We start from the raw sequence: 25,509 nt of genomic DNA, 5'->3' as shown, positions 1-25,509 counted from the left end.
GCAGGAGAAAAAGGAAAGGCTGGCAAAGGTTTACAGACCAGCGGAAATGTGTTAAAAATGCATTAAGGGCGGGTCAATTTTCGTTGCAACTAATGGGTCATTTTTGGTTGCAACTTTACACCTTCAGGGTAAGATATGCGGGCGTGGTCTCAAAAAGCGTGGCTATCGGTTTTCCGTCGGCGTTCACCATTTTTACGGTGTTCTCTTTTTTCTTGTATTCGCCGCGATGAAGCTCATCTTTGCAGGCATATTTCAAAAGCTCTTTGTGAAAATGCTTTATCACGCTCTCGCTGAAGCCTATATGCCGCCACGAGTCAAACACGTTCTCCAGCAGTTCGTAATATCCTTTGACTTCCTGCTTGTCGCGGTTCAGAAATCTCTGCAGCGAGAGGCCGCGCACCAGCTTTTCCACGTCCTCATCGGACAGATGTGCGCCTTCGATACGCGTGGACGCGCCGGTGGAGGTCACCAGCACGGAGCGTTTCAGCCGCCCCAGAACTTGCGGATTAAGCTGCGCGCCGGCTATCCAGCGGCCTTTCAGCTCGTCTATCTGGACCAACTTGCTCCAGATGGCGGCAGGGATATTTTCAAGTCTTTGCTCAAATCGTTTGTTTCGGGTCATATATAATCCTATATTCCAACCATATAAGATTATATAAGATTACGGACCGGTTTTTTGTTTAACTCTCTTCCCGCTGGCGTAAGAGCCGATGCTGTAGCATTCCATCATTGAATCTTATATAACCGAAGCATAAGCTTCAGGGGGGGATACAATGGAATTAACCGCAAAAGACAAAGATTTCGAGGCTGCCAGAAAACGGCTGGAAGCCGAGTATGGTCACGAATTCACCGATGAGGAGGTGTGCAAAGCTATAGAAAGGCGCGAAAGACTTTGTGAGCTTATGCGCAGCTTCGAGTTAAAGCGGCAGGCCCTGCTTGAACGTCTGAAAAGCGAACCCAAAGGATTCCATTTAACGGAAACTTACCGGTGCCGCATCTGCGGCGACCACGTTAGCGGGGATGCCAGTTGGTTTGATCATAATGATCCCAAATGCATGCTGTGCCAAAAGGCGGTAGATGACGGCGTGGTTCCGCCGGAAGTCTGCCACGATGACGCTGGCTGGTATTCGATGGATGGGTTGACGAATCTTTACGAAGTCGGAAAGATGACGGTAAATAAATTGTTGCGCTTGGGCAAACTCAAGGCGAGGGTCATTCTCGATGCCGATGGGAACCCCCATTTTTACGTCTTTTTGATAGCGGAGAACTTGCCCGTGCTCGGGGCAAAACCGGAAATCGTAGGCATACGGGTTAGCCCGACCTGCACGACATACCAACGGCCCCTGCCGCGGGAATTGTTGGTGCCGGGTGTTACGATACCGAAAAGGCGCGCCACAGGCCCAAGAAAACCAGTTCCGCTCCCCCAAAACTGGGTGTGTATCTCGATATTCAACAAAAATTTGTGCGAAACGCCAATCCGCGACCAAAATGACACTATTTGGGACTGGACTGGCCGTCCGGATTCTGTCGCCCCAGAAAAGCGGGAAAGTATCGAAATGTAGCTTTGGTTTGGGCGCAATCGTTCAAAAGACCGGAGAAGGCTGCATCCGGTCTTGCTTTCATTTGTTGGAATAGCGTATAATTTTACTGCAAGTATGTTTTATAATGACTATGGGTAGATATATGGATATAAAACCGGCGAAAGGCCGATATCTTGAGATTTTGTTGCGGTCGCCCAAAACTGTCTTTTCCATAAAAGACATCGCTTTGCTATGGGCTGAAAACAGGGAAGTCAATATCCGGATAAGATTGAGCAGCTATGCAAAAAACGGGAAATTAATCAGAATCCATCGAGGCATTTATGCCAAAGACAAGAATTATGACAGGTTTGAGTTGGCTACCCGAATCTATACACCCTCCTACATCAGCTTTGAAACGGTGTTAACCCGCGCCGGAGTGAATTTTCAGTATTACGGGAACATCTTTGTTGCTTCTTATGTCACACGGGAAATAGAGGTCGACGGGCAGAAAATATCGTTTTTGCGCATGAAGGATTATGTTTTGAGCAACACGATTGGAATTGAACATCCAAACGATATCGCCACCGCAACAAAAGAGCGGGCGTTTTTGGACAGAATTTATATCAGCAAGGATTATCACTTTGACCAGTTGGATGTTTTGGATTGGGATAAGGTTTTTGATATTTTGCCGATATACCGCAATAAAAAAATGGCCAAAAAAGTTGAGGAGTATTTCAAGCATTATAAAAGAGAATAAGGCGGATAAAACCCCATGACATTAGACTATCCGAAGCACAAAAACATTTTGTTGCAGATACTGAAAGACATTTTTTCCGACACGTCTATCGCTCCCTATTTGGGATTTAAGGGCGGCACAGCGGCGTTGATGTTCTATGGCCTTAACCGCAGCTCTGTTGATATTGACCTCGACCTGTTAGACGAAAAAAAGAAGCGGGAAGTGTTTGAAAAAATCCGGAAAATAGCCGCAAGTTACGGTAAAATCGTGTATTCAAGAGTCAAACGATTCAATCTTGTGGCGATTATCTCTCATGATTTGAAATCCCAGAACATTAAAATTGAAGTAAATTGCCGGGATTTCGGCTCAAAATACGAGTTGAAAACATTGCTCGGCATCTCAATGCTGGTGATGGTTAAAGAAGATATGTTCGCCAACAAGCTGATGGCGATGTATGAACGCATCGGCAAAACAAGCCGCGATGTTTACGATGTGTATTTTTTTGCGAAAAACAACTGGCCGATAAACAGGAAACTGGTTGAGGCCCGCGCCAAACTATCTTTCAGTGAAGTTCTGAACAAGTGCGTCAAGTTATTGGAAAACATGGACAATCGCCACATCCTTGACGGCCTCGGGGAAATGCTTTCCGAACCTCAAAAAGGCTGGTCCCGCGCGAAACTACGGACAGAGACAATATTTTTGTTAAAAGCGTGGCTGGAAAGCGAAAAAAATTAGCGCGACGGTAGCTCCTATCGTGCGGATAAGTTTTGTCCAAAGGAAATCGATGAGTTGGCCGCCGTTTCGCGCTATCACGCCGACAGGCTGCGCCGCAGAAGCAGACTTCTGTATTCTTTCCTTGCCGAAACGCCTCTTTTTTCATGCCGCAAATAGGACATTGCTTATGTGAAGGTCAATAATTCAAAAATCACATTAACCCCAGAGGAAATTTGGACGATTGGAAATGCCCAAAACCGCGGAAGTTATGAAAGTATGCAATTATGATGAAATACTTTCTCCCAAAAATTTCGATTCACGAATTGGTTACAAATGCTGGCAGGAAAGATTTCACCGAGTGGTTACATCAACGCGTTCCTTAAACCAGTGGAATTGGGCGGTGAAAGTTCTTGATATTATACAGTCTGTCCCGCCAGTTTGCTAAAATCTACATGTGCTTGTGAGAACCGGCCTGTCGCTATGAAATGTCTGAATGTGGAAATCAAAGCAAGATGTGAAAATCCGCAGTTGATACGTTCAATCCTTCGTAAACATAAAGCGGAATTCAAAGGCACGGATAAACAAGCCGATACTTACTTCAATGTGAAAACAGGCAGACTGAAACTCAGACAGGGCAATATTGAAAACGCATTGATATATTATGTCCGCCAGAATAAAAAAGGACCTAAAGCTTCTTTCGTTCGCATTTTCAAAACGGTAAACGGGCCAATGCTGCGGGAGGTGCTGGTGTTGGCGCTCGGTGTGGCTGTTGAAGTTAAAAAAAAGCGGGAGATATATTTCATAGGCAATGTTAAATTCCATATAGATAATGTGCCGGGACTGGGTAATTTTGTGGAAATTGAAGCCAGAGATGAAACAGGGCTTGTCGGGCGCAAAAAACTGCTGGAACAATGCAATTCTTATCTGAAGCTGTTTCAAGTGCCAAGCGGCAACCTGGTGTCCAATTCTTATAGTGATATCATGCGCCAGAAGTTTGGTGAAAGAGGCCAAACCCTATGACATCATCAACCCCCCGTTTCCCGTTCGGCGAGAACTGGGCGGATTTTCTTAAAACCGTTGACGAGGAGAGGATTGTCTCGGCGCAGGCTTCGCTTGCCCGCATGCTGCGCGCGGATACTTTGTCCGGCAAAACTTTCCTTGACATCGGCTGCGGCAGCGGCATATTCAGCCTTGCGGCGCGCAGGCTTGGCGCAAAAACGGTTTCTTTTGATTTTGACGGGCGCGCCGTTCAATGCGCGGAGACTCTCAAACGGAAATATTTCCCGTCGGACGACGGCTGGCGGATAGAGCGCGGCTCCGTTCTGGACGGGCGGTATCTGGCCTCGCTTGGCAGGTTTGATATTGTTTATTCCTGGGGCGTGCTGCATCACACCGGCAATATGTTTGAGGCGGTTTCCAACGCGGCGGGGCTTGTCGCAGGCGGGGGGATGTTGTGCATTGCGATTTACAACGACCAGGGCGGCAGCAGCCGGCGCTGGCTTAAAATAAAGCGGCTCTATAACGCGCTGCCGGTTTCGCTGCGTCCGGTTTATGTGGCTTTTGTCGCCGCGGCATTTGAGTCTAAATACGGGCTGGCGAGATTGCTGCAGGGGCGCAATCCTCTTCCGTTTGCCGGCTGGCGGAGCAGGAAGCGCGAACGCGGGATGTCCGTCTGGCATGACTGGACGGATTGGGTGGGCGGGTATCCGTTTGAGTTCGCAAAACCATGCGATATTTTCCGCTTCGTCCGGGATATGGGGTTTACGCTGGTTGATATGAGCACCACAACGGGCTACGGCTGCAACGAATACGTCTTTGTGAAAGCCGCGTGTCCCGTGCCGGACAAATTGTAGAATTACTGGCGGATTGTTGCGCAATCCTTTTCCCGCTGAGAGGTTTTGCCCGTATGAGTTCGCTTGCGCTTGTTGTTATAACGCTTATTGTGTTCGTGCTGGCGTACCGGTTTTATGCGGCGTTTATAATCGCCAAAGTGCTGGCTTTCGAGCCGGAGCGCGCCACCCCCGCCCATGAAAAAGCCAACGGCTACGATTACAAGCCCACAAACCGCTGGGTTTTGTTCGGCCATCATTTCGCGGCGATAGCGGGGGCCGGGCCGCTGGTGGGGCCGGTGCTGGCGGCGCAGTTCGGCTATTTGCCGGGGTTTTTGTGGATACTTGTCGGCTGCGTGCTTGCCGGCGCGGTGCAGGACATGGTGATACTTTTCGCCTCCGTGCGGCTGGGGGGCGCCTCGCTTGCCGAAATCGCGCGCAGCGAAATAAGCCCCGCCGCCGCAAAAGCCACCGGCGCGGCGGTGCTGTTTATACTGATAACCTCGCTGGCGGGGTTGTCGCTTGTGGTGGTAAACGCGCTGGCGGAAAGCGCGTGGGGGACTTTTTCCATCGCGGCGACCATCCCGATAGCCATGTTCATCGGGCTTTACATGGAAAAGCTGCGCCCCGGCAGAATCCGGGAAGCCTCCGTAATCGGCGCGTTGCTGGTGCTGGGCTGCGTGATAGCCGGCGCGCCGGTGGCGCAAAGCGGGTATGCGGGCTGGTTCATGTTCTCCAAAACCCGGCTTTCGGTGATGCTGGCGGTTTACGGGCTGCTGGCCTCGGCCTTGCCGGTGTGGCTGCTGCTTGTGCCGCGGGATTATTTAAGCTCTTACCTTAAAATCGGAACAATCGCCATGCTGGCGGCGGGGATAGCGTGGGTCAACCCCGCCATTTCCGCGCCGGCTTTCAGCGCTTTTGTCCACGGCGGCGGGCCGATTGTGCCGGGCAGCGTGTGGCCTTTTGTCTGCATCACCATAGCCTGCGGCGCGATATCCGGGTTCCACTGCCTGATAAGCTCCGGCACCACGCCCAAGATGATAAGCAGCGAGAAAGACATCCGCTTTATCGCCTACGGTGCGATGCTGGCGGAGGGGTTTGTCTCGGTCATGGCGCTGATAGCGGCGGCGGCGATGTCGCAGGGCGATTATTTCGCCATTAACACCCCGCCGGCGGTGTTTGCGAAACTGGGGCTGGCCGTAGACCGCCTGCCGGAGCTTGGCTCCGCCGTGGGCGAGAGTTTGCAGGGCCGCACCGGCGGGGCGGTGTCGCTGGCGGCGGGGATGGCGCAGATTTTCTCCGCCGTGCCGGGGATGAAAAAGCTGCTTTCGTACTGGTATCACTTCGCCATAATGTTTGAGGCGATGTTTATTCTGACCACCATAGACGCCGGCTCCCGCGTGGCGCGCTATCTGGTGCAGGAGATTTTCGGCTATGTTTATAAACCGTTCGCGCGGGTGGACTGGTGGCCGGGCGTCATCATATGCAGCGTCTGCGTCAGCGCGGCGTGGGGGGCGATGCTGCTGGCGGGCAATATCACAACAATATGGCCGATGTTCGGCGTGGCCAATCAGCTGCTGGCGACGGCGGCTCTGGCGATAGGCACCACTTTCATACTGCGGCGCAAGGGGCTGCGCTGCGCGCTGGTAACTTTTGTGCCGTTTGTTTTCATGCTGGTTACAACCGCGGTCGCGGGTGTTTTGAATATCTCCGGCAATTATCTGCCGCGCGGCGACGCGCAGGGATATGTCAACGCCGCGCTGACCATGGTTATGCTTGCGCTGGTGGCGGCGGTGTCCGTCAGTTCGGGTTTAAAATGGATGGAATTGCTAAAAAAATAACCGCCGAATTCCGTTCCGCGGCGGCGCGGATTTTGCTGAACCGGTATTTCTTTTTTCTCTGCGCTTTCACGGCATATCTGATTATTCTGCGCCAGATGCGCGGCCTGCCTGTGTGCTTTCCGATGTTTTTCACGGAGGGGCCGCTGGTGCTGGCGATATACTGGTACTGCGTACGCATTCTGCGCCCCGTCAAATCCCGCAACGTGCTGGCGGCGCTGCCGGTTTTCCTGATATATGCGGTGCACGACGCATATTATCACGGCTATGGCGAGATGTTCCGTCTTGCCTATCTGCATGACGCGGCATTGCTGCTGGAGGCGTTGCCGGCGGGCTATTGCGCCGTTTTGCTGGCGGTTTTCGCGCTGCCCTGCGCGCTGTTCCTGTTTTATGTGGACTGGCGGCGGAAATACCGGCACCTTGCCGCTGCGGCGCTGGCTGCGGGATTGTGGCTGTTGTTTCCGGGGGTTTTTGTCCGTGCCTTTGCGGCGATTAACACCCTTCCGCACGACTGGGACGATTATGCCAACGCCAGCGACCGTGGCCGGCTGACGGTGATGCTGAACCGCGAGGCGCTGCGCCGTTTTGCGCTGCATGGGCTTGCAAAATTCAGGGATGGCAAGGATTTTTTGCGCGACGCGCGCGAACAGTCGGATTTTATACGCAAATACGGCAGCGGGCGCAATGTCCATCTGGTGATGCTTGAAAGTCTGCTGGACCCGGCGCTTTTCCGGGGGCTGGGGCTTTCGCACGACCCGTATCATCCTGATTTCAGGAAGTTTTTCGGCGGCAATATGGGATTTTCGGTGTCGCCGGTTTTCGGGGGGGAGACTCCCCAGGCGGAGTTTGAGCTTCTGTGCGGCGCGCCCGCATATAAGCGGCTTTACAGCATGGAGTTCAACGGTTTTACCGGCGCGCCGGTGCAGTGCCTGCCGAATGTGCTGCGCGGCGCGGGGTACCGCACGGTGGCCTCGCATCCGTATGTGCCGCAGTGGAATAATTATCTGCGCGCTTATCCGGCGCTGGGGTTTGGCGAGATGTATTTCCCGAAGCGTTATTTCAACGGGCCCACTTATTTTTCCATCAAAGGCGTTTCCCCGGCGGAGGGGCTGCTCTTTGACGGCGATTTGTTCCGCCAGACTTCCGATTTCCTGGAAAAGAGCAAAGGCCCGCTTTTTGACTACATCGTGGGCATATACGGACATTTCCCGTTCAGGCTGGACGCGAAGCTGCGCCCGCCCTTTATCGCCATGACCGCGGGCGGACAGCAGCTTGTGCGGGTGGTGAACCAGTTTTACTACCGCACTCAGGCCATATCGGAATTTGTCCGCCGGACCGTGAAACGCGAGCCGAAATGTCTTATCATCATGGTGGGCGATCACCTGCCCTCCGTGGACGGCGGGGTTGAAACCTACCGGCAGTTGCGCTATCTGCCGGAAAGCGCGGACCCGGTCCATACCACGCGGATTCTGATAGTAAAAGACGGCAAGCCCGTGAAGTATCCCGTGCTGCGCCACAGCGATATCCCAGCCGTGATAGCGGATTATCTGACCGGCGGGAAGTATTGCAAAAAATGGCGTTGCGCATACATGGGCAACCCGCCTGCGGAGGAGGAAAGCCTCTCCCGCTACATGCACATAATGGCCGACGGAGTAAAATAGCAATCTGCCGGAAAAAAGGAGCTTATATGGAAAAACTGCTTGCCGCATTGTTGTTTCTGCTGCCGTGCGAGGCGTTCGCCTGCGGCGCCTTCCGCCTGAAGGCGGCGGACGGGACCGTCATCAGCGCCCGCACCATGGAGTTCGGCTACGACGTCAAATACGCGCTTGCCGCGTCTCCGCGCGGCAGGAACTTTGCCAGCCCCGGCCCGGCGGACAAGCCGGCGATGAAGTGGAAATCCAGGTACGGCTATGCGGGTGTCTCCGTTTTCGGCAATGACGACATGATTGTGGACGGGATGAACGAGGCCGGCCTTGCCGCCAGCGGCCTCTGGTATGACGCCGGCGCGAAATGGCCGGAGATAAAACCCGGCGCGGAGGACAAAGCCCTCGCCCACACCATGCTTATTTCCTGGCTGCTGGGCAGCTTCGCAAATGTCGCCGAGGCAAAAGCCGCCCTTGCCAATACCACAGTGTTCGGCCTTTATGTGCCGCAGATGAAGGCGGTTCCGCCGTTGCATTTTGCCGTCTATGACGGTTCCGGCGCGGCCATTGTCATAGAAGCTGCAAACGGCGAAACCCGCGTTTACGACAATCCAATCGGCGTGATGACCAATGCGCCGGATTTCCCGTGGATGGTCTCCAACCTGCGCAATTATACCGGGCTTTCGCCCGCGCTTGCCCCGGCGGCGGACTATTCCGGAGTCAAACTGCTTCCCACGGGCCACGGCAGCGGGATGTCGGGGCTTCCGGGCGACATAACCCCGCCCAGCCGCTTTGTGAAGCTGGCCGCGATGCTGCATTTTGCCGACACTCCGGCGGACGCAAAAGCCGCGCTGAATCTGGCCGAGCATGTGTCCAATGGTGTGGATATAGTCTCCGGCATGGCGGTGGACCGCGACGAGAAAGGCGCAATCGTTTCCAGCGAGACGACGCAGTGGGCCGCCTTCCGCGATTTGACCAACCGCATCCTGTATCTGCGCACATACGACAGCATGACTCTGCGCAAAGTGGACCTGGGCAAACTGGATTTTTCAGGCGGGGTTAAACGGACGGCGCTTTACGGCGATGCGGAGGCGGTCATAGACATCACAAACCGCTTTTCCGCCCCTGAAATTGCCAAATAACGCGGATGGCTCAAGCGCGGCATTCCGCCTGTGGCGGGATGCCGCTTATCGGAAGGTTTTAAGCAGGGTTTTGCCCGCCGGGGCGCCCAGTATGTTGGCGGCCAGCCGGGAGAAACGGGCGGGGTCGTCGCTGGCGTAGATTTTTACGGAGGCTTTTCCGGCGGCGCGCGCCATTCTGGCGCGCGCCAGCAGCGCGGCGGCTTCTTCGGCGACGGCTTGGGCCGAATCCACAAGGGTTGCGCCGCGTCCCGCCGCTTTTGCGATAGCTTCCTTTATAACCGGATAATGCGTGCAGCCGAGTATAACGGCGTCCGGCCTGCGCGGTTTGAGGCGGTTCAGGTATTCTTCAGCCGTGAGCTGCGTTATCCTGTTTTGCCACCAGCCTTCTTCCACCAGCGGGACAAAAAGCGGGCAGGCGAGTTCTGTTACGGTGGCGGTTTTGTCCAGCTTTAGTATCGCGCGGCGGTAGGCGCCGCTGCGGACGGTGGCTTCGGTCCCGATTACGGCTATCCGTTTCGAGCGGGAAACCGACAGCGCGCGTTTTGCCCCCGGCTCTATCACGCCGATGACCGGGATGGGAACAGCTTTTTTCAGCGCGTTCAGGGCCAGCGCGGAGGCGGTGTTGCAGGCCACTATAAGCAGTTTTATCTTCCGCGCGCACAGAAAGCGCGCTATTTCCAGCGAATAGCCCGTTACCGTCTGCGCGGACTTGGAGCCGTAGGGGACATGCGCCGTGTCGCCGAAATAAATCAGATTTTCACGCGGCAGGGCGCGGCGCACCGCTTTTAAGACGGTAAGGCCGCCGAGGCCGGAATCAAAAATTCCAATCGGGTTGTCGTTTCGCATTGATTACATCTGTTCCGGCGCGCTTACTCCCAGCAGATCCAGCCCGCTTTTCACGACAGATTGCGTCGCCCTGCATAAAAACAGCCGCCCCATGCTGATTTGCTGGCTGCCTTTATCAACTACGCGGCAGTTATCATAAAACTGGTGGAACACGCCCGCCAGTTCCAGCAGGTAATTGGCCAGATGATGAACCGTCAAATCCCGCGCGCAGAGCTTTAGCGTCTCGTCAATCCAGAGCAGTTTGCAGACAAGCGCGCGCTCCTGCGGGGCCATGTCGGCCCAGATGCGGTGATGCGCGAATTCTTCGCCGTATTTCAGCCCGTTTTCCTCCGCAGTCTTGAAAATGGAGCATATGCGCGCGTGGACGTATTGCACATAATAAACCGGGTTTTCCTGGCTGCGTTTTTTTGCCAGGTCTATGTCCAGATTAAGATGCGTATTCGGCGCGCGTAGCGAGAAGAAGAAACGGCAGGCGTCTACTCCGATGTCGTCAAGAATTTCCCGCAGGCTTACGAATTCTCCCGCCCGCTTGGACATTTTCACGGCAACGCCGCCTTTGTTGAGCAGCACCATCTGGTGCACGATAAATTCCAGATTCTCCGGCGGCATTCCAAGCGCGGACATGCCGGCCTTCATCCTCGGCACATAGCCGTGATGGTCCGCGCCCAGTATGTTTATAAGCCGTTGCGCGCGGGAAAGCTTGTCGCGGTGATAAGCGAGGTCGGTCAGAAAATAAGTCGGCCTTCCGTCGGCGCGGACCAGAACGCGGTCCTTGTCGTCGTCTGCGGATTCCTCGGCGGTTGAGCCGAACCAGACCGCGCCGTCCTTTTCGTAAGTCTTACCGCGCCGTTTCAGCTCTTCCAGAGTTTGCATGACTGCGCCGGACTGGTGCAGTTCCGATTCCCTGAACCAGCGGTTAAAACTCACCCGGCAGCCGGCCATGTCGCGCTTGTGGGTTTCCAGCAGCTTTTCTATGGCGAATGCGGAAAACTGTTCGCTGTTCCAGCCGGAGGCCTCTGGCGGCAGCTCTTTTGCCATATCGCGCAGATAATCGCCCTGATAGCCGTCTTCCGGCGGCTCCTTGCCTTCGTATCTGGCTTTCAGCGAGACGCCCAGCAGTTTCGCCTGCGCGCCGGTGTCGTTTATGTAGTATTCGGCGGATGTGTCATAACCCAAAGCGCGGAAAATGCGGACCAATCCGTTGCCCAAAGCGGCGGCCCGCCCGCTTGCCAGATGCAGTGGCCCCGTCGGATTTGCCGATACGAACTCCAGCAATATTTTCTCCCCGGGCGCATTGTCCAGACGGAAGGCGGCGTTCCCCAGAGTTTCAAAAACCGCGTCTTCCGAAAATTCCACATTCACATATCCCGGCGGCGCAACCGAGACGGAGGAAACCATTCCGATGCTCTTGAACGCCTCCGCCGCCAGTTTTGCAAGCTCCAGCGGCGGTTTTTTGAAGGTTTTGGCCGCCGTCATCGCCCAGGGGATTGAGACATGCGCTTTTATATGCGCCGGCGGAAACTGGCAGGAGACGGGCGGGCAGGTTTTGGCCGCCTCGCCGAAGGTTTCAAGGAGTTTCTGGTTTGCCTGTGCGGTGAAGTTATCCAGTTTCATAAAGGTTGCGCGGCCATTGTCATGGCTATAAGCCGCTTGAGCGTTTCGGGCGACTGGGCTTTGAGCAGGGCCTGCTCCGCCCGTATGCGCCCCTGTACAACCAGCGCGGCAAGATTCTGGTCCATGGTCATCATGCCGAATTTTTTGCCGGTTTCCAGCGCGCTGTAAATCATGTGAGCCTTGTTCTCCCGTATAAGCGAGCTTACGGCATTGGTGTTGGCCATGAATTCCCGCGCCGCCAGCCTGCCGTTGCCGTCGGCGGAAGGCAGCAGTATCTGCGCCACCACGGCGCGCAGGGTAAGCGCGAGCTGTGTGCGCACCTGCTCCTGCTGGCCGGGGGGGAAAACGTCTATGACGCGGTCCACGGTGGAGGCGCAGTCCTGCGTGTGCAGCGTGGCAAAGCACAGATGCCCGGTTTCCGCCGCGGAGATGGCGAGCTGCATGGTCTCCAGGTCGCGCATTTCGCCCACCATAATCACGTCCGGGGCCTGGCGCAGCGCGCGGCGCAGCGCCTCCTTGAACGATTTGGTGTGCTGGCCCACCTCGCGCTGCATGATGACGCAGTTTTTAGGCTCGTAGACGTATTCCACAGGGTCTTCTATGGTGATTATGCTTTTGCGGTATTTGCGGTTGATAAGCTCCACCAGGCAGGCCAGGGTGGTGGACTTGCCGGAGCCGGTGGGGCCGGTTACTATCACAAGCCCGTTTGGCAAATCGGTAAGCGCGGACATCTCCGCCGTAAGCCCTATCTCCTCCGGCGAGGGGATATGCGCCGGTATCACGCGGTAGACGGCGGAAAGCCCCGTCCGCTGCGCCAGCACGTTGACGCGGAAGCGCGAGACCCCCGCGATGGTAAACGAGTAATCCAGCTCCCACTCGGCTTCAAAGCGGGCGCGCAGCGTCTCAAAAATCCCGGAATATATCAGCGCCTTGCATTCGTCCGCGGAAAGGGGGGAGGCGCCCGCCATCGGCAGCACCTGGCCGTTGACGCGCGCCATCGGCGGCCTGCCGGAGACCAGCATTATGTCGCTTGCGCCGGAGGCCGCGCCCGCTTTGAGTATTGTCTGGAGGTCCTGGCTCATTTGCGGGACATTTTGCGGGGCGCGCGCTTTGCCGGAGCTTTGCGTTTGCGCGCGGGTGCGGCGAAGCTGTATATTTTTTCCAGCGCGTAGAACTCGCGCGCCTGCGGCGTCATCAGATGCACCAGCACGCCGCCGTAATCCAGCACGCGCCAGGCCTCGCTGTCCGCGCCGTCGCCGTGGAGCCGGAAGATGCCGCGCTCCTTGAATTTCTTTGAGATTTCATGCTCCACCGCCTCTAGCTGCGGCGCGCTGTCGCAGGAGGCTATCACCACATAATCGGCCAGCGGCGACATTTCGCCCATTTTCAGCACTTTTATATCCTCGGCCTTCTTGTCATCGGCGATTTTGGCGGCTTCATCGGCAAGCCTTTTGAATTGAGCGGCTGTTTTTGCCATATCATCCTCTCTGGTATTTGCGGCGCATGAGCATGTCGCGCATTTTGTTTTCGCGGTTGTAGCGGATATTGTCCAGCATGGAGTTTGCCAGGCAGCCCAGCGTGGACAGCGCCACGGCCAGCGCGCGCCTGTCCTGCTCCGGCAGCGGCCCGGGCGCGGCGAAAACCATAAACCCGTCGGGACGTTTTTTGCCCGGAAGAATCACGGTGTAGGCGCGGTCGCCATGCCAGAAGTTGGGGATGTTGTCCCGTATCTGCGCCAAGTCGCGCGGCGGGGTGAAATTCTCGCCGGTCAGCGCGGACACGGACAGCTCCTCGTTGAACCGGTCGTAGATATAAAACCCGGCGGACCAGCCGCCTTCCAGATAGGGCATCGCCTCGTTCAGCAGGCGGGCGGCAAAAGCTTTTTCGTCCTCAAATTCCGCGAAGGCAAGCGCGCTTATGTCATAAACCATCGCCAGTTCGGCGGAGGTTTTGCGCAGCCGTCCGCTTACCGCCTGCAGCATCGCGCGCAGCGCCGCCATGCCGGATTTCGGCGAGCCGTGGAGTATTTCCAGCAGCTTTTCCCCCTGAATTCCGGCCAGAACGGAATCGGCCAGCGCCACTGCGCGGGCCGAACGCGGGCCGGTGTCGTCGGACAGCACGGCCATTTCCCCGAAAAATTCGCCGCCGCCCAGCACGGCCAGCGTTTTGAATTTGTCTATGGCGATGCTTTTTTCTATGGCCACCGCGCCGGAGAGCACGAAAAACACGTCCGTTCCGGGGGAGCCTTCCTTAAACAGCACTTCCCCCGCGGCCAGGCCGCGCCGCGAGGCGGCGGCGGCTATCGCCGCGGCGCAGTTGTCGTCAATGGCGGCGAAAACAGGAATTTCTTTTATCGCCGAAAGCTCCGTCATGTTCAGTTGTCGTCCCCCAGGGAGGAGGAGGCCGCGACCCCGGTTCCTCCGCAAAGCTGCCTGAACGTTTCGGCGCTGTGGGCCTTGGAGGCGGCCTCGTCGTATGTTATCAGCCCGCGGCGCACCAGATTCGCCAGCGATTTGTCCATGGAAACCATGCCGAATTTGGCGCCGGTTTCTATGGCGTTGTATATCATGTGCGTCTTGGATTCGCGAATCAGGTTTGAGATGGCTGGGGTTATGGACATGAATTCCCGCGCGGCCACGCGGCCCCGCCCGTCGCGTCTGGGCAGCAGCAGCTGGGATATCACGCCCTGCAGCGTGGAGGCCAGCTGTATGCGCACCTGCGTCTGCTGATGGGGGGGGAACACGTCTATCATGCGGTCTATGCTGCTGGGCGCGTCCTGTGTGTGCAGGGTGGCAAGGCACAGATGCCCGGTTTCCGCGGCGGTGAGGGCAAGCTGGATGGTTTCCAGGTCGCGCATTTCGCCTATCAGCACAACATCCGGGTCCTGGCGCAGCGCGGCGCGCAGCGCCGCCGAGAAGGATTTCGTCTGCTGCCCCACCTCGCGCTGCCGGAATATGGATTTCGCGTTGGTATAGACGAACTCTATCGGGTCCTCTATGGTGAGAATATTGAGAGCTTCCCGCTGGTTTATGATTTCCAGCAGCGCCGCCAACGTGGTGGACTTGCCGGAGCCCGTGGGTCCCGTAACCAGAATAAGCCCGCGCGGTATGTCGGCCAGCGCTATCATCGGCGGGGAGAGGTCTATCTCCTCGGCCTTGGGGATTTTGGAGGGGATTACGCGCAGCACCGCCTCCACCCCGTTTGTCTGCATGAAAACGTTTATGCGGAATCTGCCCAGCCCCTCCACGCCGAAGGAACAGTCCAGTTCCCAGGTTTCCTCGAATCTCTGGCGGTGGGATTCGAACAGCACCGCGTAAATGACGGCTTTGGTCTGCTCCGTGTCCATTGCCGGAAATCCCGGCACCGGCGCTATTTCGCCGTTGCGGCGCATCATGGGCGGCTTTCCGACCACGATATGAATGTCGCTTGCCCCCATGCCTACGGCGACCCTCAGAATGGCTATCATGTCCATTGGCATAATTATCCCCTCTTTTAAGCTGCTTCCATTAGGGTAGCATTTCCTGCGTTTTCCAGCCAGATGTTTTGCAGTCCATTCCCACTATGACTGTGGCGTCGGTGAAATTGAGGCCTCGCTTCTCCGATATTATCCTGCCGGAGACTATTCCCAGGCTGCGCGCCAGGCGGCTGGCGTCGTCAATCCTGCCGGAGCGGTCTATTATGCGGCTGTGCGGCAGCAGTTCCCCGTAATTGTCAAAACGCAGCACGTCCACTTTCAGCGGGCCGGTTTCGCTTATGCGGCGCAACTGCCGCGTTACCAGCGCCGCCATGTTTTTGTGCCCGCTGGCGTTGAGGACTTCCACCGTAAGCGGTTTGCCGGCGGACTGCGGCGCCTCCGGCACATTCGCGGCGGCGATGACGAAATCCGGCCACTCAAGCCGCGACAGTTCCATGACTATGCCGGCAAAATCGGCAAGCCCGATATTGCAGCGTCCGCCCAGCCGCCCCCCGATGTATCCGCTGAAAAAATCCGCCGCCAGCAGGGGCCTTGCCCGCCAGTTGTTGAAGCGCGTTTCCATTCCGTCAATGGCGGCCTGCCGGTCCGCGTTGCAGGGAACGTAATAGAGAACGCGCCCGTCGGGGCGGCGGAGGCCGGCCTGCTCCAGCGCCTGCGCGGCCCGCGCCGCATTGGTGGCGGAGGCGGCCCCGCCGCGCGCCATGCTGATAAAAGCTTTGCCCTCCGCGCTGTTGTAGGAGATTATCGCAGGGGGCGAGGTCAGCAGCGCCACCTGCACCGGGCGGCCTTTTGCCAGCCCGCGCGAAAAATCGGAGCGCAAATGCGCCGCCGCCGCGTATAGCACGGCGGCAAACGCCGCGCAGGCGATGGCGCGGCCTAGAATTTCGCCGACGCGCCGCCGGTCAGGGAGTTCCATAGCTCAATTCCTTTGGGGCAAAGCCATTTGCCGGTTTTTATCACCCAGGCCAGCTTGATTCGCGCTGTTTCCAGCAGCGCGGCGTCAATGTCGCGCAATGCCAGCGCGCGCAGCCGCCCGGCATGGCCGAAACCTCGGTCCTCGGAGGCGGCGTCGGAGACAAAAACGATTTTCTCCAGCAAAGACATCCCCGCGCGGCCCAGCGTGTGGTTTTCAATGGCGGATAATATATCCGCATCCCTGACGCCGAAGCTGCGCCGCGCAACGTCCGCGCTGATGTGCGAATGCAGCATCCCCGGCTGGCGCAGCGCGGTCTCGCGCAGCAGGGTGTTTTTCAGAACGCCGTATTTGCGGCAATATCTCAGCATCCACGGGATGTCCCGTTTTCCGGCGTCGTGCAGCAGCCCGGCCAGCGCGGCGGCATCCGCCGGAACGCCGTGCCGTTCCGCCAGGCGCGTTGCCAGCGCCGCCGTGCAGCGCGTATGTTCGTACCTGCCCGGCTTGAGCGCGGCTTTAAGCTGCCTGTGAATATCCAGCCCGTAAAGCCCATGCCGCCTGATATATTCCGCGGCCCGCGCCGGCACGTCCGCCGGAATTTCGCCGGAGCAGTAAATCCCGGCGCGCAGCGCGGTTGACGACACCGCCGGGAAGGCGCCTTTTAGCGGCATATAACCGCAGGCCGGGCGCAGGGCGCGGATGTCCGGCAAATCCTTCCTTTGCCCGACCACGATTTTGGCCCGCCCGCAAATCTCCCGCCAGTTGCGCCAGCGGGAGAAGCCGGCAAAGCAGTCGCTTCCCATAAGCAGATAAAACTCCGCGCCGGAATGCCGTTTGCCCAGCGCGCGCAGAAGCTGATAGGTATAGGTTTTTTTTCCGCGCAAAAATTCAAAATCGTCAATGGCAACCCTGTCGCCGGCGGGAATCAGCGCAGCCGCCAGTTTTTTCCGGTGGATAAATTCCGCCGCGGAGCCGTCCTTGAAAGGCGACACGAAAGCCGGAACCATAATGCATAAATCCGGCTTTACCTGCGTCAGCGCCGCCGTCAGAAGCCCGCCATGCCCGCGATGCGGCGGGTCAAAACACCCGCCATAAACAAGGATTTTTGTCATACTGTCCGTCTGCCGCGGATTCTAAGTTCTACCCCAAACCTCTGCGGATGCGCATATTATCCAAGGAACGTCTTCCAATTTTTAACCGGACGGATGTGTCCTGCTTGATGATTATACAAAATCGCTATTGTGCCAAAATCCGGCTGAAATAAGAGGAGGGTGGTTTTTTGGAATATTCTGTGGATGAAACGCCGTTAAATTATAAGGAAAAGCCGCTTTACGACTGGGAAGTTTTATCCGCAGAGGCAACACGGATTTACCGCAGATTTCCCGGACTTATTCTTAGCCTGAATGTTTCAGTTGGTTGCGAGGACCGAGGCGAAAAAGCGCGAAATAATGCCGAACAAAATTATCCGCGCGCGCCTCACTGCGCGAAAGGATAATTTTGTGAAGGCAGTATGAAGCGATTTTTCGCCGAATCCCGCAATCCAACTGAAACATTCAGGTTAACAACCAATTTCCCGCAAAAAAACGCCCCCGCTTTCGCGGGGGCGCAGGAGACGCGCGGCAACGCGGTTACTTGGAGACCAGCCACTGCGCGAATTTGGGCCACTTGCCCGCCTTGGCAAAGGCAAGCTCGTCGTAATTCTTGTCGTAAGTCTCGGCAGGCAGATACACCGCCAGGCCGTGCGAATCCGCATAATCCGACGTAACCCTGTTATGCCCGACGACGCTGCCGGACAGATAACTCATAAGTTCCGAGGCGGCGTCCTTTATTTTCTGAGCCGTATCCGCCGGAGCGGAAACAAGGGAGACGAAATGGTACAGGTCGGCGTTATCTTTATAACTGTAATTCACCGCGTAATGCTGGGTTGCGGCACGCGCCTTTCTGACGGCCTCCTTGTCGCCTGAGACCATAACGGCATCCGCGAACGCATCCATCTTTTTCACCAGCCCCGGCAGCGCGTCGCTGTTCACATACGACTGCGTGCCCATATAGGTGTAATGGTCCGTATAGCTGTCAACCGCAGCCTTGGCCAGCGCCTTGGGCGAGAGGTCGGAGGCGCGCGCTTTCTGGAGGAAAGCGTCATAGGTGTAGCCGTCCCCGGCTTCCAGCTCCTCTGAACCCACTACATAGGAGGCGTAATTTTTAATCTCGTAGGCGACTTCCGCCATCTGCATAAGGCAGGCGTCTGAGGCGTAAACATCAATCTTGCGGCCCATGGATTTAAGCAGCGCGCCCATTTGCGGAGTGTTGATATGGTTTCCCGTCTCGTCGTCTATGGAGATTATTTTGGCCGGCTGATTGTCCATGGCCTTGGTCCAGCCGCCGCCGTGATTCCAGAGGATGTACATGTAATGCTCGGCGGGATATTTAGCCATGGCCCACTTGCCGAAATCGGCGGCGTGTTTGTAATCACCCATGTCGCATTTGGGGATGTTTTCCAGCACGGGAGAGGAGATTTTGTCGGTGTCGTCGGCCTTCTGCACCAGATAGCGGCGGCAGCCGGACCATTTGCCGTCGTTGGCGGCATTGCCCATGCGCCCGAACTCCACCACTATCTGAATGTCCTTGTCCGAGCCGATTTTTTCCATCTGGTAAAAGTTCGTGAAGGCGAACCGTTCCAGGTCGTTCTTGCCGTTCATGAAAACCATGACGGTCCATTTCGCCTGCTGCGCCGGTTTTGCGGACAGGGAAGCGGGAGACGGGGTCGGCGCGGGCGGCTCGCCCGAGCGGGAGACAGCCTCGGATACGGAAACACGGCTGGCGGCTTTTGCGTCCGCGGGCGCGCTGTCGTAGCTGACCGCCGCCGCGGCGCAGGACTGGAACACGGCTGACACGAACATTGCCATCACAACGTTGCCGGACATGGACAGCCTCTCTTGGGCGGCGGTCTGGGTGCTGCGTCCGCCCGCCCCAATTATACAGTTTCCTGTTGAAATGTCAATGCCCTAAATCAAAGAGATGGCGGCATCCTTTCCAAGGACGCCCGCCATCTCTATTTTGCAGCCTGCCGGAAGAAACGGACCGCGGATTGACGCGCGGGGTGCTACCCCATTCGGCACATAACCCTGACTGCGCCGGGATCCACACTGCATTTGCCTTCGGAAAAGGAGGCGGAAAAATCTATCCACTCACCGGTATGTTCGGCGGAGGAGTATTCCCGCTTGCCGTCAGCCCGCGTGCGAAAGTATAATTTTTCCACTTCCATCTGGACGCCCAACCTGTTTCCGGAAATAATTTTGCCGGCGGCTTTCGCGCGTGTCGTGTAACCGGTTCCAGGACCGTTTATTCCGATATCCGTGTCAAATTCCGTTCCCATGAGTTGCTGAGGGTCGCTTATGCCGCCCAGCACCTCACTCAATGTCGCCGCTCCGCAGGAAACCGGGTCGGCCTTCACTTGCGGTGAAATTTCCCAAAGCGCAGAGACCGCATCTGCAAGAGCACGTCCGGCATAAGCGTCCAGATAATCCAGCGTATCCGCATTCGCCTTACCGGGCTGCGCCGCCGCGTTAAATACCGTCGCAAAAACAACCGCAACCGCCATTGCCACCAGTTTGCTACGCATCTTTTATCTCCTGACTGATTTGCGCCCAGTCCGCTATTCGTCCCGACGCAGCCGCATATAGTATCGCAAAGACGCCGGACGATGGCATGAGCCAAAAGTCCTACAAATTGTTACAATGCCTGCATGGCAATGGAACGGACGCTTGTGCTTATCAAACCTGACGGCGTGGCCCGGCGGCTGGCGGGGCTTACGCTGGACAAGCTGGAATCCTCCGGCATGGAGCTTGTGGCCGCGGCGGTGGTGAGGCCAAGCGATTCGCTGGCCCGCGCACATTACCGCGAGCATGAAGGCAAACCGTTTTTTAACGGCATAGTCAACTTCCTCAAGGGCGACCTGCACCCGCAGTCCGGCGGCAGGGTTTACGCCTTTGTATTCAAAGGCGAGGACGCCGTGACAGCGATACGGCATGTGGTCGGCGCGACCAACCCCGACGAGGCCGCGCCTGGCACCGTGCGCGGCTGTTTCGGCAAAATCCGCAACGGGCTGATGGAGAATGTGGTCCACGCCTCCAGCGGCGCCGCCGACGCCGAGCGCGAAATAGCGCTATGGTTTCCAAACCTCTGAAAACATTCCTGCTGGCATTTGCGGCCGCGGCCTGCCTGTGTGGTCCCGCGCGGGCGCAGGACGATTCTTACGAGGAAGCCGGCTATCAGGATTCCGGGGAGGAGACCGGCGCGCCCGCGGCGGAGGCCGCTCCGCCCGGACGGCAGTCCGGCATCACCGCGCCTGCGGGGGGATATAAAGGCTTTGCCGGACCGGACATAATCCTTGCGGCTGCCGATAACTGGAAAACCGCAGCCAGCTATTTCAGTCCGTCGGGCTCGCGCCCGGTGGTGATGCTGCTGCACTCCATAGGCAGGAACAAAAACGACTGGAAGCCGCTGGCGGCGGAACTGGCAAGGCAGGGGTTCGGATACATTGCGCTGGATTTGCGCGGGCACGGGGCCAGCATCAAGGACCCCTCGGGAGCGCCCACGGCGTGGCGCAATTTCCGCCGCGCCGGCACCGACAACGAATTCAACCTGATGACGCGCGATATTGAGGCGGCCATCTCTTTTCTGGCGGCGCAGGGCATAGACGAATCCCGCGTGGCGCTCATCGGCGCGGGGCTGGGGGCGAATCTGGCCGTCAAATTCGCGGCAATGCATCCGCAGGTTGCGATGACGGCGCTGCTGTCGCCCACGTTAAACGCCAGCAGGGATGTGCTGGCCGTGAACCCGATGCGCGTCTACGGCAGCCGCCCGCTTCTGATGCTCTGCGCCGCAAACGATCCACGCGTTTTCCAGGAAGCGCTGATACTTTATAATATCGCGAAATTCGGCACTGGCTCGTCCAGAACGGTATTTATGACCGCCGCAAAAGGCCCCAGCTGGCGTCTGCTGTCGCGGCAGATGATTGCGGTTCTGTTGCAGTGGCTTAAAACGCCGGAAATGCCGCCGGAAATACAGCAATCGCAGGCCGCCGCGCCGGCACAAGCCGCGCCAGCCCCGGAAAAAGAGGACGGCGGCGAGGAATCCGCCGACGAATTCACCATGCCCGACGATACGGAGGAACAACAATGAAAATACCGCTTTCAAAATACGCCGCCATACCGACCGAGCAGCAGAACCCGCGCACACTGGACATGGACCGCATTCCGCTGCGCAGCGTCATCGCCAAGATAAACCGCGAGGACGCCCTTGTCCCCGCCGCCGTGGCAAAAGTCATACCGGAGATTGAAAAAGCCGCCCGGCTGGCGGCGAAGTCTTATTCCTGCGGCGGGAAAATAATTTTTGTCGGCGCGGGCACAAGCGGCAGGCTGGGTGTGCTGGAGGCCGCGGAATGCCCCCCCACCTACGGCACGGACCGCAAACGGATAATCGCCATCATGGCCGGCGGGAAAAACTCGGTGTTCCGCGCAAAGGAAGGCGCCGAGGACGACCCCGTGCAGGGCGCAAAGGACCTGCGCGCTCAGGCCGCGCGCGGGGACTGCGTCGTCGGCATAGCCGCCAGCGGCATAACGCCGTATGTGGCGGGCGCGCTTAAGGCCGCAAAAAAGCTGGGATGCTCCACCGCGCTTGTAACCTGCAATCTGAGGCACGAGAACAAAGATGCGGATGTGATAGTGGCCCCCTTCCCCGGCCCGGAGGCCATTTCCGGCTCCACCCGCATGAAAGCGGGCACGGCGACAAAGCTGGTGCTTAATTCAATTTCCACAGGCGCAATGGTAAGCCTGGGCAAAGCGTACAAAAACTGGATGGTGGATTTGCGCCCCACCTCGCGCAAGCTGGTGGCGCGGGCGCAGCGGCTGGTGTGCCGCATAGCGGGAACCACGCCGCAGCGCGCGCGCACGCTGCTGGAGCAGACGGATTACGATATAAAAGCCGCCGTCATCATGGCGCTGCTGAATGTGGACCGCAAAAAAGCGGCGGAGCTGCTGGCCAGGTCTGGAGGTTTCCTTAAAGATGTCATTGAATAAATACGCGCTGGGGCTGATGTCGGGCACTTCGGCGGACGGGGTGTCCATCGCGGCGGTAAAAACCAATCCCTTCGCCGTGGCTGTGGCGAAAACATACCCCTATCCGCCCAAACTTCAGGCGGAGATAATACGCGCCGCCCGGCTGGACGTACGCGGCCTTTCGCGCCTGAACTTCGCGCTGGGCGTCATATTCGCCGAAAAAACCGCGCTGTTCCTCAAAGAACACGGCATCAGAAAAAGCGAGGTGGAGGTCATCGGCTCCCACGGCCAGACGGTGTGCCATTATCCGGCGGACAATCCCCCGCACACATTGCAGATAGGCGAGCCGTCTTTCCTGGCGGAGCTTGGCATCCCCGTGGTTTCAGATTTCCGACCGCGCGACATGGCCGCCGGCGGCGAAGGCGCGCCGCTGGTGCCTTTTCTGGACAACTATTTGTTCGGTTCCGGCAGGCCGAAGCTTTTGCAGAACATCGGCGGCATCGGCAATATCGCAATCGCGGGCAGGGGCGTTAAAACCTTCGGTTTCGACACCGGCCCCGGCAACTGCCTTATGGACGATGCCGCGCGCATAGCCACAAACGGCAGGCTGGCTTATGACCGGGACGGCAAGCTCGCCGCCGCCGGCACAGCCGACGCGGAAAAGGCGGAGAAATGGCTGAAAATGCCGTTTTTCAGGCAGAAGCCGCCTAAATCGCTTGACCGTGCGCAGTTCGGGCCGCAGTTTCTGAGCGAGAATTTCGGCGCGCTGACGCGGAAAAACATTTGCAACGTCATGGCGACGCTGAATTATTTCACCGCCGCATCCATAAGCCTCGCCGCAAAAAGATTCATGCCCGGAGCCGGAGAAATGATAGTCAGCGGCGGCGGCGCGCTAAACCCCGTCCTTATGAGTAATATTGGAAAGCTGCTGAGTCCCGTCAAGGTAAGCCGCAGTTCCGATTACGGGCTGGACGAGCTTGCCAAGGAGCCGGCCTGCTTCGCGCTGATGGCCCATTTCGCATGGAACCGCAGGACAAACCACTGTCCCGCCGCCACCGGCGCAAGGCATCCGCGCATACTGGGCAAGATAACGCTGTAAGCCGCCGCAACCGGCGTTCAAACGCCGCAGCTTTCACAACCCGCCTCCGGGAGAGGGTTTTGCCATGTGATTAAAATGGCATTGTGCGGTAGTACCATTTCTGTTATATTAACGATATGCGCATCAGGTTCTGGGGCGTGCGGGGCAGCATCCCGGTCTGCGGGGCGGAATACCTCCGCTACGGCGGCAACACCGCCTGCGTGGAGGTGCGCGATTCCAAAAACGAGCTTACAATCATAGACGCCGGCACCGGCATACGCAGGCTGGGCAAAGAGTTGCTTGCCGCCGGGGCAAAAAGCTGCCGCATTCTGCTGACGCATTCCCACTGGGACCATATAATGGGGTTCCCGTTTTTTGAACCGCTGTACCGCAAATCCTTCGCCATAGAGCTTATAGGCTGCCCCCATGCCAAAAGCGCCGTGAAAGACATGGTCGCAAACATAATGCGCGCGCCCAATTTCCCGGTGGATTTTGACGATGTGTCCGCCTCCGTCAAATCCGCCAGGTCCTGCAACGGCCTTTTCAGATCCATGGCGATAGAGCCGGTCCCCCTCAACCATCCCAACGGCGGCAACGGCTACATTTTCCGCGAGGACGGCAAAAAATTCGTTTTCCTGACCGACAACGAGCTTTTAAGCTCCCACAAGGGCGGGCTGGATTTTCCGGGATACGTGAAAGCCTGCAAAGGCGCGGACCTGCTGGTCCACGACGCCGACTATCTGCCGGACGAATACTCCTCAAGAATCGGTTGGGGCCATTCCACGCCGGAGCTTGCGCTGGAGCTTGCCATGCAATCCGGGGTGAAGCGGCTGGGTCTTTTCCACCACAATCAGGACCGCGCCGACAGCCAGGTTGACGAGATTGTAAACAACTGCCGCGCCCGCGCCCAGAAAGCGGGCCTGCGCCTTGAAATTTTCGCCGCCGCCGAAGACATGCGGATAGAAGTCTAACCCGCCGAACTTCCAGGCGGCATTCCCGCAATATATTGAGTGAGACATAAATAATGTCCCATGCAACAGCCCGACATGCGTGCGGACGGTGCTCATCGGCAATGTTTTGGGTGTTATCGACAATATTCCTAAATGACGCAAAGGGAGCAACGGTGACCGCAGACAGGGATGGGGTATATTGTTTAGAGAAAAGGCAGATACGCCATTATTTTGTTTGGCAATTCTTTATTATGTTTTCAGCTTCTAAAATGTAACATCCGACATCTTCCGGCTTATGCGCATCTGATGCGGCAATCAGTTTTACATGATGTGCGGCAAAAGAGGACAGCAGTCCTTGACATGGACCTATTGCATCCAGTCCATAATTTAATTTTAATCCGCCGCTTATTTCCGCATACATGCCATTCTTGGCTAATTTGGATGCGAGCATGGTATAAGTTTCCGAGAAATTTTCGCTGGGATGATATTTGAAGCATTTGATTGAATCCGGGTGTGCCAAATGGGTAAAAATCCCACTTTTTACTAAAAGCATCATTTCGTTATAGTAATCGCGGTAAACTGCATTCACATCCACCAATTTCCATTCCGCGACACTTTCCTTATGGTCGAACCCCCAGCCGTTTATCCAGTGGATAGCCCCTGTCATAAAATCCCAATTGAAGCCGCATAGGGCGGCTTTTATTTGCGTTTCCATTCCGGGGAAATAGCAAACCTCAAGGCCGAACATTACTTTTACCGGGAAGACTTCCTGCCGAGTTTTGAGAATAAGCCTTTGATAATCACTTAAAGATAATGTGGCCCTTTTCTCTAGCCAGTCTTTTTGCCGGTTGCCATACCGGGGATGGGCAATTGCTTCATTATAAATATCCTTAAATTCCGTAAACCGGAATGAATGCTCCAAAAAATGTATTTCAGTTATCTTTCGGCTTATGGCAGTGCTGATAAACCGCTTAAGCCAATCGAGAGTATACGGTCCGCGTTCGATATGAACATGGGCATCTATCATTAAACTATCCTAGCATGTCTTACCTAGGAAGTTCTTGCTACTGTCCAGTTCAGGCTACCATTCATGCGCATAGCTAGAACCGGAACTAGACGGAGAAGATTCTATCTATCGTACTGCTCGGGGAT

Annotated in this window: 26 protein-coding genes; 14 read left to right on the top strand and 12 right to left on the bottom strand. The window is 56.9% G+C overall.

Translation table 11 applies throughout. The annotated features are described in order from the left end of the window. Positions 1 to 115: 115 nt before the first annotated feature. Positions 116 to 622, bottom strand: coding sequence for a hypothetical protein (locus tag WC421_05800; GenBank protein ID MFA5161740.1), 507 nt, complete (start codon positions 620 to 622; stop codon positions 116 to 118). 151 nt (positions 623 to 773) lie between these two features. On the opposite strand from WC421_05800, the gene WC421_05795 reads away from it, so the two are divergent. The 8 genes from WC421_05795 (at position 774) to WC421_05760 (ending at position 9,422) form a co-directional block, all read left to right on the top strand. Next, positions 774 to 1,562, top strand: a complete 789-nt coding sequence (locus WC421_05795) for a hypothetical protein (protein MFA5161739.1) — start codon at positions 774 to 776, stop codon at positions 1,560 to 1,562. 109 nt (positions 1,563 to 1,671) lie between these two features. Then, positions 1,672 to 2,277 (top strand): type IV toxin-antitoxin system AbiEi family antitoxin domain-containing protein, encoded by a 606-nt coding sequence (locus WC421_05790; GenBank protein MFA5161738.1) that lies wholly within the window; start codon positions 1,672 to 1,674, stop codon positions 2,275 to 2,277. A 15-nt stretch (positions 2,278 to 2,292) separates the two neighbouring features. Beyond that, on the top strand, positions 2,293 to 2,991 hold the full coding sequence (locus tag WC421_05785; protein MFA5161737.1) for a nucleotidyl transferase AbiEii/AbiGii toxin family protein: 699 nt from the start codon (positions 2,293 to 2,295) through the stop codon (positions 2,989 to 2,991). A 474-nt stretch (positions 2,992 to 3,465) separates the two neighbouring features. Continuing rightward, positions 3,466 to 3,990 (top strand): class IV adenylate cyclase, encoded by a 525-nt coding sequence (locus WC421_05780; GenBank protein ID MFA5161736.1) that lies wholly within the window; start codon positions 3,466 to 3,468, stop codon positions 3,988 to 3,990. Continuing rightward, positions 3,987 to 4,823, top strand: coding sequence for a class I SAM-dependent methyltransferase (locus WC421_05775; protein ID MFA5161735.1), 837 nt, complete (start codon positions 3,987 to 3,989; stop codon positions 4,821 to 4,823). The genes WC421_05780 and WC421_05775 overlap by 4 nt, the downstream gene beginning before the upstream one ends. A 53-nt stretch (positions 4,824 to 4,876) precedes the next feature. After that, positions 4,877 to 6,640 (top strand): carbon starvation protein A, encoded by a 1,764-nt coding sequence (locus WC421_05770; GenBank protein ID MFA5161734.1) that lies wholly within the window; start codon positions 4,877 to 4,879, stop codon positions 6,638 to 6,640. Then, on the top strand, positions 6,616 to 8,298 hold the full coding sequence (locus tag WC421_05765) for an LTA synthase family protein (protein ID MFA5161733.1): 1,683 nt from the start codon (positions 6,616 to 6,618) through the stop codon (positions 8,296 to 8,298). The genes WC421_05770 and WC421_05765 overlap by 25 nt, the downstream gene beginning before the upstream one ends. A 26-nt stretch (positions 8,299 to 8,324) precedes the next feature. Then, entirely contained in the window at positions 8,325 to 9,422 is a 1,098-nt protein-coding gene (locus tag WC421_05760; protein MFA5161732.1) for a choloylglycine hydrolase family protein, read from the top strand. Positions 9,423 to 9,467: 45 nt separating this feature from the next. Here WC421_05760 and murI read toward each other — a convergent pair whose 3' ends face one another. The 8 genes from murI to yqeK are packed head-to-tail and all read right to left on the bottom strand — an operon-like array spanning position 9,468 to position 17,382. Next, a complete protein-coding gene (gene murI, locus WC421_05755; GenBank protein ID MFA5161731.1) occupies positions 9,468 to 10,268 on the bottom strand; it encodes a glutamate racemase in 801 nt (266 codons plus the stop codon). Positions 10,269 to 10,271: 3 nt separating this feature from the next. Next, a complete protein-coding gene (gene argS / locus WC421_05750; protein ID MFA5161730.1) occupies positions 10,272 to 11,882 on the bottom strand; it encodes an arginine--tRNA ligase in 1,611 nt (536 codons plus the stop codon). Next, positions 11,879 to 12,964 carry a type IV pilus twitching motility protein PilT gene (locus WC421_05745; protein ID MFA5161729.1) on the bottom strand — a complete coding sequence of 362 codons (1,086 nt, stop codon included), beginning with the start codon at positions 12,962 to 12,964 and terminating at the stop codon, positions 11,879 to 11,881. The genes argS and WC421_05745 overlap by 4 nt, the downstream gene beginning before the upstream one ends. After that, positions 12,961 to 13,359 (bottom strand): ribosome silencing factor, encoded by a 399-nt coding sequence (gene rsfS, locus WC421_05740; protein ID MFA5161728.1) that lies wholly within the window; start codon positions 13,357 to 13,359, stop codon positions 12,961 to 12,963. The genes WC421_05745 and rsfS overlap by 4 nt, the downstream gene beginning before the upstream one ends. Before the next feature lies 1 nt (position 13,360). Continuing rightward, positions 13,361 to 14,254 (bottom strand): cyclic nucleotide-binding domain-containing protein, encoded by an 894-nt coding sequence (locus tag WC421_05735; GenBank protein MFA5161727.1) that lies wholly within the window; start codon positions 14,252 to 14,254, stop codon positions 13,361 to 13,363. A 2-nt stretch (positions 14,255 to 14,256) separates the two neighbouring features. Beyond that, positions 14,257 to 15,354, bottom strand: a complete 1,098-nt coding sequence (locus tag WC421_05730) for a type IV pilus twitching motility protein PilT (protein MFA5161726.1) — start codon at positions 15,352 to 15,354, stop codon at positions 14,257 to 14,259. Positions 15,355 to 15,388: 34 nt separating this feature from the next. Further along, the gene (locus tag WC421_05725) at positions 15,389 to 16,273 is read right to left on the bottom strand and encodes a LytR C-terminal domain-containing protein (GenBank protein MFA5161725.1); all 885 of its coding nucleotides are present in this window, start codon (positions 16,271 to 16,273) and stop codon (positions 15,389 to 15,391) included. Continuing rightward, positions 16,234 to 17,382 carry a bis(5'-nucleosyl)-tetraphosphatase (symmetrical) YqeK gene (gene yqeK / locus WC421_05720; protein MFA5161724.1) on the bottom strand — a complete coding sequence of 383 codons (1,149 nt, stop codon included), beginning with the start codon at positions 17,380 to 17,382 and terminating at the stop codon, positions 16,234 to 16,236. The genes WC421_05725 and yqeK overlap by 40 nt, the downstream gene beginning before the upstream one ends. 167 nt (positions 17,383 to 17,549) lie before the next feature. Between yqeK and WC421_05715 the strand changes: the two genes are divergently transcribed. Continuing rightward, a complete protein-coding gene (locus WC421_05715) occupies positions 17,550 to 17,765 on the top strand; it encodes a hypothetical protein (GenBank protein MFA5161723.1) in 216 nt (71 codons plus the stop codon). 133 nt (positions 17,766 to 17,898) lie between these two features. Here the strand turns inward: WC421_05715 and WC421_05710 are convergent, their stop codons facing one another. Together WC421_05710 and WC421_05705 are read right to left on the bottom strand one after the other, a co-directional pair. After that, a complete protein-coding gene (locus tag WC421_05710) occupies positions 17,899 to 19,194 on the bottom strand; it encodes a clostripain-related cysteine peptidase (GenBank protein MFA5161722.1) in 1,296 nt (431 codons plus the stop codon). Between the two features lie 179 nt (positions 19,195 to 19,373). Beyond that, complete coding sequence (locus WC421_05705; GenBank protein ID MFA5161721.1) at positions 19,374 to 19,892, bottom strand: hypothetical protein; 519 nt, start codon at positions 19,890 to 19,892, stop codon at positions 19,374 to 19,376. Between the two features lie 123 nt (positions 19,893 to 20,015). Here WC421_05705 and WC421_05700 point away from each other — a divergent pair, with 123 nt between their 5' ends. The 5 genes from WC421_05700 (at position 20,016) to WC421_05680 (ending at position 24,378) form a co-directional block, all read left to right on the top strand. Then, positions 20,016 to 20,456, top strand: a complete 441-nt coding sequence (locus WC421_05700; GenBank protein MFA5161720.1) for a nucleoside-diphosphate kinase — start codon at positions 20,016 to 20,018, stop codon at positions 20,454 to 20,456. Next, a complete protein-coding gene (locus tag WC421_05695) occupies positions 20,438 to 21,454 on the top strand; it encodes an alpha/beta fold hydrolase (GenBank protein MFA5161719.1) in 1,017 nt (338 codons plus the stop codon). Before WC421_05700 ends, WC421_05695 begins: the two co-directional genes overlap by 19 nt. Beyond that, positions 21,451 to 22,350: an N-acetylmuramic acid 6-phosphate etherase gene (gene murQ, locus WC421_05690; protein MFA5161718.1), complete on the top strand. Its 900-nt coding sequence runs from the start codon at positions 21,451 to 21,453 to the stop codon at positions 22,348 to 22,350. The genes WC421_05695 and murQ overlap by 4 nt, the downstream gene beginning before the upstream one ends. Next, a complete protein-coding gene (locus tag WC421_05685) occupies positions 22,337 to 23,428 on the top strand; it encodes an anhydro-N-acetylmuramic acid kinase (GenBank protein MFA5161717.1) in 1,092 nt (363 codons plus the stop codon). Before murQ ends, WC421_05685 begins: the two co-directional genes overlap by 14 nt. Positions 23,429 to 23,544: 116 nt before the next feature. Next, on the top strand, positions 23,545 to 24,378 hold the full coding sequence (locus tag WC421_05680; protein ID MFA5161716.1) for an MBL fold metallo-hydrolase: 834 nt from the start codon (positions 23,545 to 23,547) through the stop codon (positions 24,376 to 24,378). A 205-nt stretch (positions 24,379 to 24,583) separates the two neighbouring features. Here WC421_05680 and WC421_05675 read toward each other — a convergent pair whose 3' ends face one another. Then, positions 24,584 to 25,384: a hypothetical protein gene (locus WC421_05675; protein ID MFA5161715.1), complete on the bottom strand. Its 801-nt coding sequence runs from the start codon at positions 25,382 to 25,384 to the stop codon at positions 24,584 to 24,586. Positions 25,385 to 25,509: the final 125 nt, after the last annotated feature.

The sequence above is a fragment of the Elusimicrobiales bacterium genome (assembly GCA_041651175.1).
Lineage (GTDB): Bacteria > Elusimicrobiota > Elusimicrobia > Elusimicrobiales > Elusimicrobiaceae > JAQTYB01.
Note: the sequence above shows the minus strand (reverse complement) of the source record. Positions and strands in the feature narration are given on the sequence as shown.